The sequence below is a fragment of the Caloramator sp. CAR-1 genome, assembly GCF_030546345.1.
Taxonomy (GTDB): domain Bacteria; phylum Bacillota; class Clostridia; order Clostridiales; family Caloramatoraceae; genus Caloramator; species Caloramator australicus.
The window spans coordinates 1-14008 of record NZ_JAUONW010000032.1 but is presented as its reverse complement, the minus strand read 5'-3'; the positions used below and the strand labels follow the sequence as shown (position 1 = coordinate 14008).

The window sequence follows — 14008 nt, the reverse complement described above, 5'->3', positions numbered from 1 at the left end:
TCAGTAATTTGAGCAAATTTCTCACATTTCATAACGATGAAGGCTCTAAAGAGAGCATGGCGAGAATAACCGGTAGGACCGTATTTAGAGGGGAGCCTATCAGGTAAAGGAGATAAATCAAGATTTTCAAATAGTTTTGTATAGAAATTAATAAGTTTTTGAGAAGTAAAGAGTTCAATAATGTTAAAAATTTCTTGACGTTGATACATAGAGATTTCCTCCTTTTTGTTGCTAAGTTTATGTTGATATATAAATATAATTCGGCAAAAATGGAGGAAATCCTATGAAATATATTTGAGTGATAAAAAAAATTTAGTCCTAACGGGCTAGTAGTTTCAAGGTCTTTAAATTATGCTCAAGGCTATTATGAAAAGATAATGGAGGTGAAAAAATGAAGATAAGAAAGGTTGAGTGTAGGCAATTTGCTGGTTTGAAGGATAAAAAGATTGAATTTACTGATGGATTAAATGTCCTTTATGGAAAAAATGAGGCAGGGAAGAGTACAATGATTGAAGCCATTGCAAATACAATATTTAAAGAAGCTAAAATAGGAGGTAGAACTAGGGAAGACCAAGAATTTAAAATAAGATTTTTCCCATATCCTAATGGAGATTTTGCAGAAGCTTATTTAGAGATAGAAGAAGGGAAAGAAGTTTTTAAAATTAGCAAAAAGTGGTCTAATAAAAAACCAGAATGCTACTTAGAGAAAAATGGAATTATAATACAAGATGAAAAAAGTATTAAGGATTTTTTGCTTCAAATATTTAATCGTGGTGAAGCTACATATAACATATTAGTTTTTCAAAAACAGAAGGATTTTAAAGAATCTATAAAAAATATACAAAATGATAAAAATTTAAGAAATTCTATATTTGAATTTGTAAGCAGATCAGTATTAGAGCTCGATGGGGTTTCTATAGAAGATCTAAAAGCTAATATAGAAAGTGAAATTAAAGAATTAACAAATAATTGGGATATGGATAGGGAAGCACCATTAAATAATAGAGGGATAAACAATCCATACATTAAAAATGTTGGCTTAATTCTAGAGAACTACTATAAAAAAGAAAGGGCAAAGATAGAATTAGAGGAAGTTATAAAGAGGGAGGATGATAGGGATGAGATTTTAAAGAAGTTGAAAGAAATAGAAAAAGAATATAGTTTAGTTAAAAAGGAATTGGATGAGATAAAAACTTTTGAAAAGGATGCCCTTGTTAGGTTAGAAATTGAACTTAAGAAAATAAAGCTAGAAGATGAATATAGTCAATTAAGCCATGTGCAGAACAATTGGCCAATATATAATACAAAATTAGATAATATGAATATAGAGTTAACCAATATAGAACAAAAAATGCAAAAGTTGATCAAAGATGAAGAAGAATATACAAAGATAAAAGAAAAAGAAGAGATTGAAAAGAAGCTCAAAAAGGTAAATGAAATTATTGAGCAAATAGAGAAATTAAAGGAAATATTGAATTCTTTGAAGGAAATATCAGAACAGGATGTTAGGGATCTTGAAAAGATTAAAAGAGATATAGATAGGCTAGAAAATCATATTAATTTAGGTGAATTTACAATAATTATAAGCACAAAAAATGGAAAACCTGTATATCTAACAAAGGACTTGGAAGAAAAGAACAAAGTTGAAGGGCCAATTCAGGTTAATGCAAAGGGATATGCAAAGATTGAAACGGATGATTTTGATTTTGAGATTAAGTTAAAAGATTTTGAAATAGAAAAGATAAGAGAAGAATATGTAAGATTGAAAAATGAATTTAATAGTCTTTTAGAACAATTTTTAGTTAAGGATATAGACGAAGCAACAGAGATTGCATTAAAAAGAAGGTATTTAGTTGAGGAGATAACAAATAAAGATAAGGAAATAAAGATTATTCTAGGAGATGATAAGATTGAAGAATTAGAAAAAAAATTAAGGGAATTTGGTAATGTGAATATAACAAGGGGAATTGATGAGATAAAAAAGGAGAAGAATGAATTAGAAGAAAAGAAAGTAGCTATACTTGCAGAAATTAAAAACATCAAGTTAATAATAGATGAGTGGGAGAAAATGTATCAATGCCCTGAAGCATTATTAAATAAAATAGTAGATGTTATGTCAGATATAAAAATGTTAAATAAGGAACTCAGTAATTTAAAGCCTCTTCCTGAAAGGTTTACTTCAGTAATAGCTTTTAATAAGTATTTAAATGAAATGAAGGATATGGAACAAAGATTATTTAGTGAAAGAAGCAAACTTCAACAGCAGTATTATAGCATAGAATTGGATCTGCAAAACAAAAAATCAAGTAAGGACCTTGAAGAAGAAATAAGAGTATATGAGGATTATTATAGAAGTTATTTAAAGAAAGCAAAAAATTTACTTAAATTAAAGAACTTAATATATGAAACATTAGATGAAATAAACAATAATACCTTTAGTCCAATTATTAAGAGTTTTAATGAATATTTAGGATATATAACAAATAATAAATATGTGGTTAAAGAGTTTAGTGAAACATTAGGTTTCGAAATTGGGAATGATACATCAAAACTTTCATTAGAATTGTTGTCAAATGGAACTTATGATACTGTTGCTCTTGCGCTAAAGTTTGCACTCATTGATAATATGTTTGATAATGAAATCTTTATAGTTTTAGATGACTGTTTAGTTGATTTAGACGAAGAGAGAAGACAAAAGGCTATTGAGCTTATAAAGAAGTTTGCAGAAAAGCATCAGGTTATTTTTACAACTTGTAATAAAGATACTGCAAAGTTGCTTGGTGGTAATTTGATAGAGATGTAATGAAAAGGCAGTAAAAAATTTAATCTTATTTAGTTTAATCTTTATGTTAATTGTGGGCAGGTATTTATGTACCTGTCCTTATAAGCTATTTAAGGACGGTGGTTTTATGAGAATTTTGTTTTGTAGAGTAACATGGATGGAAAAATATATCGGAAGAGAATTTGAAGAAGATGAAATGCCTTACACAGGTGGAAAATACATGAGTAAAGATAACATAGGTGGTGAAGAGTGGAATTTTCTTGATGTGGATGGGTATTGTTATGGTTTTGTAGATACAAAATTTAATAAGGGAAGGAAAAATGCTTTGCATATAGAAAGAATTGATGAAAGCTTTAAGAATTTAAGTGAAATAAATAATGTATTAGTGGTTTGGGTTTCAAAGAATAAATATGGGAAACAAAAAATTATAGGATGGTACAAAAATGCAACTGTATATAGGGAATATCAACTTAATCCTATAAGATATTATGGCTTTAATTATGATTATAATATTGTTGCTAAAGCAGAAGATTGCACTTTACTTCCTATAGAGGAAAGAACATTTGAGGTTCCTGTTGCTATGAATAAAAAAGTAAAAGATTTTGGATTTGGACAAGCGAATGTTTGGTATGCAAACGAAAAAAGTGCAAAAAAATTTATAGATAGTGTTTTGGAATATATAGAAAATTATAAAGGGAAAAGAATAAATAAAGTATATACAGAAGAATTGGAAGATATGGTTGAAATTGATGAAACGAAGATTGATGATATTCTTGATGAAATAGATAGTTTAATTTATGATGATAAGGATCTAAAAAAGCAAGAAGATTATTTAAAATGTTTAAAAGTCTGTAATTCAGTTCTTAAAATAGATCCTAAAAACGAGCGTGCGTTTTTATATAAATTATATAGTTTAATGTCATTATATAAAATTAAAAAAGCTATTAAAGAATGTGAAAATAATTTAAGTTTATTTCAGGATATTAGGTTTGAAATAGAAAATATTTTAGGGGTATTGGACTTTTTAAATGATAATATCGATAAAGCTATTAAAAATCTTAAAAATTTGGCAAATGAATACAAAAGGAGTGAAATTTATTTAAACTTAGCAAATATTTATGAATATCTAAAAGATTATGATAAAGCTAAAATTTGGTATGAGAAGATTTTAGAAATAGATGATAAAAATATTGAAGCATATTTTAGAATGGCTTCGCTCGAATATGAAGTGAAAGGTAATTATAAGAAGGCATTACACTATATAGATAAAATCGTTGAAATAGAAAATCAAAATGTACATGCATTATATATTAAAGCTTGGATTTTAAATGATTTAGGCAAAAAAGAAGAAGCATTAAAAATAATTAATCAAGCATTAGAAATTGATAGTAATAATACATATTTTGAAGAATTAAAAAAGAATATAGAAGTTCAATAATATGAAAATAAAATTTATCTTTAGCTTGATTATTGCTGCAAATGTTATTACTATGATTTGAATTAATATTTATATTGCCAACAAAAATATTTTTATGAAAATACTCTTTCTCTAATGTATTCAAAAGAGAATTAACGTATATCAACATGATTAAACATAGTGTGATATTATTGTAGGTCGAAAAGAACAAAAATTAAAATATATAGTAGGGGACGGATAAAGGAAGGAATAGAGTAAATTCCAATAGATACATAGGGGAGGATATAGGAAGGAATAAATGAAGAGGATAATAAGAGCTATGCATTATCGACGAGATTAAGTAGTAGGCCATCAGGATGAAGCAAGGAAGGATTTAAGATAATGGCAAAGCTAAGGGTATTTGCAGGAATTGAGGTAATTTAAGGTGAAGAAGGGTATATAAGTAAAATGATAGAGCATTTGAGCTAAGCAAGAAGAAGATAAAAGAAACCATGAAAAGAATGAGTATTCATTCTTTTATAAAATATTCACCAAAATGGGAATATACTTTAGAATTGCAAAAAATAACTTTTTATGGGGTGGTATTTTGATAAAGGAAGCTGTTAACACGATAAAAAAGGGCAAAAAGGTTATATATGTTGCCCCTTCAAAAGAACTATTAGACTATGTTAGGGATGAAATAATCAAAGAAGTTGGTGCATTATATAACGTAGAAGTTATAACATTAGACGATCTTGCAAGAGGAATAGCAAAGGAACAATTAAAAACAAAAAGGTTAATAGATATCGATGCAAAAATAATCATAATCAAAAATGCAGTTGAAAAATTAAGCAATACTTTAGGTTTTAGATGCTTTAAGGACGTCATCAATAAGGATGGCTTTATTAGAAGCGTTGCAAATATGATAAAACTATTAAAAAGAGAAAACATATTTCCTAATGATTTAAAGGAGAAAATAAATTTAATAGAGGATGAGTTATTGAGGTTTAAAATAGAGGATATATACAACATTTTTGATAAATATCAGGAGGGACTAGAAAAATCAAATCTTGTTGATATGGAGGATATTACCAAAATGGCAATTAAAAATTGCTATGACAACCCTTACTTCAAAGACGTCGCTACTTTTATTCTCGATGGCTTTGTTCAAATTAATAGGTTGGAGGGGGAACTGATTAGGAAAATTTCTAAGACATATCCTTACATAGACTACATATATCATCTTCCTTTAAATATTCCCTTTGTTAAGGAATTTGCAAAAAAGGAAATAATATATTTACTTTCAGATACGAAATTTAGGTATATAGACGAAGATTATATAAGGGAAACTTACTTTAAAGATCTCGCCTCCTATTTATTTACTTATGAAGATGTTAAATTAGATTATAAAAATATAACTATATTTGACGCATCGTGTATTGAAGATGAGGTAAGGCAGGTTGCAGCTAATATTAAAGAAATAGTATTATATGGAGAAAAACTCGATAATATAGCAATAGTAACAAACGATTTAGAAGAATACAAAGAATATATACTCGACGTATTTGAGGAATATGAAATCCCCATTGAACTTAATAGGACCCAAAGCCTTTCAAAGGTTCCAATCATTAAAACCATTTTTAGTTTTTTAAAGCTCTATGAGAACTTAGGAAAAACATATCTCGAAACCTATTTAAGTAGTCCATATATAAAAATTCAAGATAGGGAACTGCTTCTTTGGGCTTTAAAAACCTTTTATAGGGAAAATGACCTAGAATATCTAAAGGTTTTAAAAAATGAGTATTCTGATAAACTTTATTGCTTTATAGAGAATATTCAAAATCAGCTAAGTGGCTTTAAAAAGGAAGCAACATTTATGGAATATAAAAATAAGCTGCTTAAATTTATAGATCAAAATAAAATAAGAGAAAATATTATTTATCAATACAAAAATGGGAAAATATCCAATGATATTTTAATAAGGGATTTAAAGGCCTTTTTAGGGTTTATAGATGAGCTTAATAGATTAGAAGAAATTTATTCTCTAGTGGAGGGGAAAATAAGTTTTGAAGAATTTTTGACAATATTAGAGGAAGCCTTAAAGGATACAAAGGTTACGATAAAAAAGAAAAATATATCCGGAGTAAAGGTTTTAACGCCTGATGTTTTAAGAGGGACAAGTTATTCGGCTGTATTTATAATAGGACTAAATGAAGGTATATTCCCGAGGTTATCCTTATCTTCTAATCTATTTACCTACGAAGAAAAGGAATATTTAGAGGGAAAGGGCATAAGGTTAGGAAATATTTCCTTTGAAATGAACAGAAATAAAATAAATTTTATTATGAGTATGGCAAGCTCAACGAATAAGCTTTATCTAAGCTTTAGAACATCAGGTGAGGATGGAGAATATTTATCAAAGTCTCAATTTTTAGACGAAGTTATATTTGTTTTGGGAGCAAGGGATGAACTAAAGAATAAAAGAAAAAGGAGCATGAGGGATAGATTTGAATTTGAAAATTTATATAGTAAAAAAGAAGCAATAAATAGAGCTATTTTAAAGGAAGACAAGGAAATAGAAAGCTTAGTAAGTGGACATAAAGATAAATTTGAATATATTCGCCACGGAATAAATGTTGAACAACTGAGAAATGCACCTCAATACAATAACTATGATGGACTTTTAAATATGGAAGCGGCAGATGAGCTTATAAATAAGGATAAATTTTCTACAAGCAAAATAAATGTATATCTTGGGTGCCCTTTTAGATACTTTATGCAGGAGGAAATAAAATTATTAGAGGATAAAGAAGACTTTGCTCCCTATGTAATAGGGAACTTATTTCATGAGGTTATGAAGGAACATTATAAAAGGATATATATAGACGGTGTAGAATCAGATATAGATAAAGTTTTTGATGAAGTTTTAAATGGGAAAAAAATATCAACCGATGATATATTTGTAAGGGCAAAGATAAAGGAAATTAAAGAAATGACTAAAAGATTTGAAGAACTTGACAGAGAATTTATAGTCTCTCAGAAATTTAAACCGGTATTTTTAGAACAAAGCTTTGAATATGCATTTCATTTAGATGATGGATTGGTGGTTAATTTTAATGGAAAGATAGATAGGATCGACGTAAGGGATGATGGGGGAGGATATAAGGAATTTATTATATATGATTATAAAACAGGTTCTATCTATACTTTGGATGATATTATAAATGGAGATGATATTCAGCTTCCAATTTATTATCTTGCAGCAGAAAAGGTAATAAAGGAAAAATTTAAAGATGAAAATGTAAAATGTTTAGGCTTAGTATATTATGATGTCAAAGAGACCTTTGAAAGTAATAAATTAAAGCGAAAGGGAATCATATTTGAGGAATATAAAAAGACTATATTTAATATGCCTAGGGATACTAAAAATATTATTAAAGAGGAAAGGTTTGAACTTCTTATTGAATATATAAAAGAACTTGTAAAAAGGCAAATAAAGGACATAAGGCAAGGTAAGTTTATAATTCCAGCAAAATGTAAATACACTTATTGCTATTATAAAGATATATGCAGGTATGATAGGTTTAGGTTAAAGAATAAGGAGTGGTAAAATGGATTTAGAGGGCCTTATGAAGGTTTATGGTGTAAATGAGGAGCAGGCAATGGCTTTGGATGGAGATAAAAATATCGCTCTACATGCTGGCGCTGGTTCCGGCAAAACAAGGGTTTTAACAAGGCGTTTTTTAAGGATTTTGCTTGAAAAGGACGTCAATATTAGAAATGTTGTAGCAATCACCTTTACAAAAAAGGCTGCCCTTGAAATGAAGGAAAGGATAATCGAACTTGTAAATGATTTTCTTGTAAAGGAAAAGGATCCTGAGACGAATCAAAAACTAAGGAAAATTAAAGAGGATTTGCCCTTAGCCAATATTTCTACCTTCCACAGTTTTTGTGATTCAATACTTAGGGAAAATTGCTATCTTTTAGGGATAGATCCAAATTACAAGATAATAGAAGAGGTAGATGAATTAACAATATTAGATAGCATAATTGACGATGTTATAAAAGAGGTTATAATGGATAAACAAAAAAGTGAAATAATTGAATTAATTATAGAAGAATATGGAGCGGATTATATTTTAAAGAAAAGATTAAATAAAGAATTAAAGGAGTTATATAATCAAATAATGGCAAATGGTGATGATTTTAATAATGTTTTAGAGAACACCAAAGGAAATATAAAAAAATATAAAAGAGATAATTTAAAGGATGAAGATTTAATATATGAAAAAATTAATTTGCTTGCATCGGAGCTTTTAATTTTAATCGACGAAAAATATCAGGATTATAAAAAAAAGCATGACTTTTTGGATTTTAATGATCTTGAAAGGCTAACCTTGAAACTTTTATATGAAAATGAAGGTATAAAGGAAAATTTACACAAGGCATATAAATATTTTTTAATAGATGAATTTCAGGATACAAACGACATTCAATTGAACATAATTTATAAAATAGTTAAGGATTCACAGGGCAAGATAGATAATGGAAAAATGTTTGTTGTTGGGGATATAAAGCAATCTATATACCTTTTTAGGGGTGCAGATTATAGGGTTTTTGAAAGAGTTACAGAGGAAATACAAAAGCAAGGTGAAAAGTTAAATCTTGATACTAATTATAGAAGCCATGAAAAATTGATAGAGGTTATAAACAAGTTTTTTAAAGATAAACTAGAGGGCTATGAGGAGGCAAAGATCCCTGAGGATAAATTTAAAGTTAAAGGAGAATGCTTTGTAACCTTCTTTTCAAAGGGTATAGAAAAGGACCCTTCAAAAAAGGAAATATTCTTAAATGAAGTTGATTCTAAGGAAGATTTTGAAAAACTGTTTGAAAGGGAAAAGATTAAAGATGATGAGGAATTAAATTATATATCTAGCACAATAAAGGAGCTTGTTGAAAAGGGGATAAGTTATAGGGATATTGCTATTCTTGTTAGAAAAAATAAAAGTGCAAAAGTAATCGAAGAAAAATTAAAGCAGGATGGGATTCCATATAGCATATTAAATGGGGCTGGATTTTTTGAAAGCAAAGAGATATTAGATATAATTAATATATTAAAATTTATGTTTGAATATAACAACACTAAAGCTTTAATAGGGATATTACGTAGCCCCTTTATTGGAGCTTCTGACGATATTATTTTACAAATATTTAAGGGAAGAGAATATATAAAAAAGGAGGACATCCTAAGTTTAGATATAATAAATAAAAATTCAGTTTTAAAAAGCCTAATAAACAAAATATTTGATCTTAAGGAAAAGGCTTACTATTATAACCTTCATGATTTTATTAAACTTATAATTCAAGAATTAAACATTGACCATATACTGCTATCTTCTGACAATGGCCTTCAAAAGTATAGAAACATAGAAAAATTTATATCGATAGCTAAAGAGTTTGATGATAAAGGCATATTTTCTAGTGGAGATTTTTTGGATTATATTGAAAATCTTATGGAGATATCAGATAAGGAAGGGCAAGCATTTTTAGACACTGAAGATAGCGATGCTGTTAAAATAATGTCTGTTCATGCCTCAAAGGGATTAGAATTTGAAGCTGTGTTTCTTCCAATGCTAAACTATGATCTAAAGGCAAAATATGATGGCAAGTTCATATACGATAGATATGGAATAAATGGAATAAGGTATGGAATTGCTGTTAAGATGGATGGGAAGGAAGGCCTTTTTGATGAATTATTAAATATTAAAAAGGAAGAGGAGTCAAAGGAAGAGTTAAGAATATTATATGTAGGTGCAACAAGGGCAAAAAGGTTTTTATCCTTTTCTTGGAAGGAATCCGGAGGAAAGGGAGAAAAGATTTATCAAAGGATTAATGGAGGCAGCAAAAATGGAGATTATATTAAATTACAGGATGTCTTAATCGACGTATTTAAAGGGAATCCTAATAATATCCCATATTTTGATGATAACAAACAGAATGAAAAAATAAATGAGGAAAAGAAAGTCAAAATTTTATTTAATGAAAAAGTGGAATATATCCCCAAACCAGTTATTAGCGTATCAAGATATTTAACCTATAAGGATTGCCCAAGAAAGTATTTTTATAAATATATAGCCAACATAGATGAAAGGCATATATATGAAAATATTAAATTTGAAGATATAGAACCTGATGATGAATTAAAAAATGAAGATTTAGAAGATGTAGAAATAAAGCTTAATTCCCTAGATAAGGGTATACTAATCCACAGTATTTTAGAGGATATAGTAAAAAAAGAGATAGAGTTTGAAGAGATTGAAAAAAATTATATTTTAGAAGATGAAATTAAAGGAGAAGTTAAAAAATTGATCAACAACTTTAATAAAATTGAGGAGGATTTTAATAAAAACATAAAAGGAGAAAGGGTAAGGGTTGAGACGGAGTTCCTATTTAGGCTTCCATTGAATGACAATGTTTTCATTGCAGGCGTAATAGATAGAATTGATATTTATAAAGATGATTTAGGTTTTAGAGCATATCTTATAGATTATAAAACCAATAAAATTAAAGGCAAAAATACAATTGAGGATATCAAGAAGCATTACAAACCTCAATTTATGGTATATAGTTATGCCTTTGAAGAAATTTTTAAAGATATAAAACTTGAAGGAATGTATTTATACCTTTTAGATAAAGGAGAAATAGCCGAAATAAACTTTTCAAAGGATGAAAGAGAAGAAGTTTTAAAGGATATTTCAAAGATTTTTAGTGGGATTGAAAAGAAAAATAAATTTGAAGATTTTACCCCTTGCTCTTGCTATAAAGGTTGTGGATATAAGATATTATGTAGTGAGGAGTAAAGAGGTGCAGGATGTTATCCTTTAACATCCTGCACTGTTTTTTCTGCTCTGTTTCAATATTTGGGCTGGGCAAATTCTTCAAATGCCCACCTTTGCGAATTTTTTAGGCACTTTTTAAGAAATTATAATTAAGTTTAGAAAAATCTTTAAAATTGGGCATGACAAAAAGATCAAGCTAAGGTGAGCTTTTGAAACAGTTTAACGGATTATGTATTTTTACATATAGTTGTAGTAGAACCACAAGCAGGGTAAGCATAAGTTTTCTTTTTAGTTTCAACATAAATTTCAACGTAATCATCATTTCTGAATAAAGTGCTTTTTTGCATTTAAAGAAAAATGTTAAGTTTTATTTACAACCACAAATTTATTATAGAACAAATATTTAATGATTTGATCATTGAAATCTTAAGTTTCAAGAAAATTCGTAATAAGACAAAACTTATTATTGACATGATTGCACTGTTCAAATAACTTGTAAACAAGATGTAAATTATTTAAAATATTGCAATGCAAAAGAAATGACAAGGCAGCCTATTAAAATATCATGGATGACACCAACTTTAAAAATTAACGGAAATAAAGCTAGTTCTGGAATTATTAGCAATTGCATATATAAGGCAAAATGAATATATAATTTATGCTACTTTAGAAGAACCAATAAACCTTGGTTTGCGCAAGATCTTGCTTGATTTAAAGTGCATCAACTAATAAAACCCCATGATGTTAGGCTTTACGCCTTAACATCATGGGGATTGTTTTTCTTCCAAATAATAAATACAATTGCTGCAAGTATTTCGATTGTTACGACATAAATAAATATATAAAGCTTTGAAAAGTCATATAAATAGCCAATGATTGTGCTTCCTAAAAGCATTGAAACTCCATATACAGTGTTGAATATTCCGTAGGCTTTACCTCTGTTTTTGATGGGGATTATATCTGCAATAACTGCTTTAATCAATGTTTCGTGGATGCTCATAACACATCCCCATAGGGCAATGGCGATTATAGCTAAAAGGGAACTTTGGGAAAAACCTAAAAAGACGATGGGGATGCTTAATATAGGTATTAAAATTAATGTTCCCAAGCCTTTTTTATCGTAATATTTACCTACTAATACAGCAAAGGCGCCATCTAGTGCCATTGCAAGGGCATATAAAGTAGGAATTATGGCCTCTGATAATACTTTTTGCTTCATCAAATGATAGGATAAAACAGGGAAGTTTGCAAATCCTAAAATGCTTAAAAAGATAAATAAAAGATAATGCCAAAAGCTTTTAGATAAACTATCATTTGATATGTTTTTACTGTTGACCTTTGAAGCCTTTTCAAAATCCTCCTCCAAATCCTGGGGGCTTGGGAATTTATATCTTGTATATAACACAACGGCTACTGTCAAAATTGCAGGAATCCACATCAAATGAAAGCCTATTTTGTAGCTTCCATAAAAGGAAAGGGCCAAAGTAAATATCATAGGACCTATTATTGCACCTAATTGATCAAGAGCTTCGCTTATTCCAAAACCAACCCCAGTTCCTACGTGTTTTGTGGCGTGGGATAGCATGGTATCCTTTCCGGGATTTCTTATTGCCTTACCAAGGCGTTCAAGGATTATAAACAAAGCTGCTATTTTCCAGTTACCGGCAATGGCAAGGAGGGGAACGGAGATTAAAAGGCCATAACCTAATATTGCTGCAGCCCAGCTTTTTCCTGTCCTATCCACAAAATAACCTGATAAAATTCTAAAGGCATATCCTAAAAATTCGCCAAAACCGGTTATAACTCCTATATAAAGGGCACTTGCACCGAGAAAACCTAGATAATTTCCATATACGCTTCTTGCACCTTCATAGGTTATATCCCCTAAAGCGCTAATAAGTCCAAACAAGAATATAAATTTTAAGGCTTCCTTTTTCTTATTTGAATCTAAACCCATTTTCCTCATCCCTTTCATATACAATATTTCTAAAATCATTTAATAAAACTTTGCATTTTTCTAAGGCTTCAACAGCCTCATCTTTAAGGGGGCAATTAAAATAATCCTTTTTTTCTATTTTTTTAAACCATTTAAAAAGCTTTTCAACTTCCTCTTCATTTTCATCAAGTTCTGCAAAGGTAAAGTTTTGCCTTTTTGTTTCTTTTTCTATTTCCTTCTCAAAATCTTTGCATTTTTCAAGGATTTCAATATAGTCTATTTCTCTTTCCTTGTTAAAGCCTTCTATTAATGCTTTGTTTTGTTCTTCGTCGTCTATAGTTATGATGCAGGTAAATGCCTTGCCTGAAGCTTCTTTTATCTGCTCTACAAGCTTTAAAAACTCATCCCTGCTTTCGTCGTTATCTGGAAGGATCCATATAGATTGAAGGACATTTAAGGAACCAATGGATTTTAATCTTCTCCACACGGCAACCCTGTTTTTTTGAGGTTCCCTTGGAATCTGATAAATAAGTGCCCGCCAGTTCAATTAATCACCCTCCTTAATGTAACACTGGTTACATGTAATACTGGTTACTTTTATTATAGTATAGGAGAGCAATTATGTAAATATTGTTAAATTAAAATTTTGGGGGTTTTCTAACATAGTGTAAAATTATTGTAGGACGAAAAAGGACAAAAAATTTAAAAGAGACAACCCCTGTGGTAAAATAAAAAGTGGAAAAAACACAAATCAATAAGGGGGTGTCTCTTTTGAATAATATTATACAACATGATATTATACAACAACATTTAATAAATTTCACTACTAAATTAATAAAAAATGTAGAAGAAATGCTGTCAAAAGAATGGGATTTTACAAAACTTGTTGAGGTAGTTAAAGAATCGACTGATGAACTTGGAAGGAATATAATAAAAGACTTTTTAGAAGAATTAGATAAAGCGATTAAAGAAGATGATAAGAGAAAAAAGGAATGGATAGTTGAAAGAAAAGACAAGAAAAGTATTATTACGCTCCTAGGAGGAATAGAATATTC

7 protein-coding genes and 1 pseudogene are annotated in these 14008 nt (G+C 29.0%); 5 read left to right on the top strand and 3 right to left on the bottom strand.

Annotated elements, in window-relative coordinates:
* Positions 1–209: pseudogene (locus Q3V94_RS09245) on the bottom strand (IS5/IS1182 family transposase); the annotation flags it as partial.
* Positions 210–391: 182 nt separating this feature from the next.
* Here Q3V94_RS09245 and Q3V94_RS09240 point away from each other — a divergent pair.
* The 4 genes from Q3V94_RS09240 (at position 392) to Q3V94_RS09225 (ending at position 11038) form a co-directional block, all read left to right on the top strand.
* A complete protein-coding gene (locus Q3V94_RS09240) occupies positions 392–2803 on the top strand; it encodes an ATP-binding protein (RefSeq protein ID WP_303527077.1) in 2412 nt (803 codons plus the stop codon).
* A 106-nt stretch (positions 2804–2909) separates the two neighbouring features.
* Positions 2910–4220: a lipopolysaccharide assembly protein LapB gene (locus Q3V94_RS09235; protein WP_303527075.1), complete on the top strand. Its 1311-nt coding sequence runs from the start codon at positions 2910–2912 to the stop codon at positions 4218–4220.
* Positions 4221–4785: 565 nt separating this feature from the next.
* The gene (locus Q3V94_RS09230; RefSeq protein ID WP_303527072.1) at positions 4786–7788 is read left to right on the top strand and encodes a PD-(D/E)XK nuclease family protein; all 3003 of its coding nucleotides are present in this window, start codon (positions 4786–4788) and stop codon (positions 7786–7788) included.
* Between the two features lies 1 nt (position 7789).
* Positions 7790–11038 (top strand): exodeoxyribonuclease V subunit beta, encoded by a 3249-nt coding sequence (locus Q3V94_RS09225; protein ID WP_303527071.1) that lies wholly within the window; start codon positions 7790–7792, stop codon positions 11036–11038.
* A gap of 730 nt (positions 11039–11768) precedes the next feature.
* On the opposite strand, the gene Q3V94_RS09220 is transcribed toward Q3V94_RS09225, so the two are convergent.
* Complete coding sequence (locus tag Q3V94_RS09220) at positions 11769–12974, bottom strand: MFS transporter (RefSeq protein ID WP_303527069.1); 1206 nt, start codon at positions 12972–12974, stop codon at positions 11769–11771.
* On the bottom strand, positions 12955–13500 hold the full coding sequence (locus Q3V94_RS09215) for a Chromate resistance protein ChrB (RefSeq protein ID WP_303527068.1): 546 nt from the start codon (positions 13498–13500) through the stop codon (positions 12955–12957). The genes Q3V94_RS09220 and Q3V94_RS09215 overlap by 20 nt, the downstream gene beginning before the upstream one ends.
* A 224-nt stretch (positions 13501–13724) precedes the next feature.
* Here Q3V94_RS09215 and Q3V94_RS09210 point away from each other — a divergent pair.
* The coding region (locus Q3V94_RS09210; RefSeq protein ID WP_303527067.1) for a UPF0236 family transposase-like protein at positions 13725–14008 on the top strand (284 nt) is incomplete at its 3' end.

Excerpts from the sequence above, each read along its gene's own strand:
- Q3V94_RS09240 (WP_303527077.1), top strand. The coding sequence starts at position 392 with ATGAAGATAAGAAAGGTTGAGTGTAGGCAATTTGCTGGTTTGAAGGAT.
- Q3V94_RS09235 (WP_303527075.1), top strand. The coding sequence starts at position 2,910 with ATGAGAATTTTGTTTTGTAGAGTAACATGGATGGAAAAATATATCGGA.
- Q3V94_RS09225 (WP_303527071.1), top strand. The coding sequence starts at position 7,790 with ATGGATTTAGAGGGCCTTATGAAGGTTTATGGTGTAAATGAGGAGCAG.
- Q3V94_RS09220 (WP_303527069.1), bottom strand. The coding sequence starts at position 12,974 with ATGGGTTTAGATTCAAATAAGAAAAAGGAAGCCTTAAAATTTATATTC.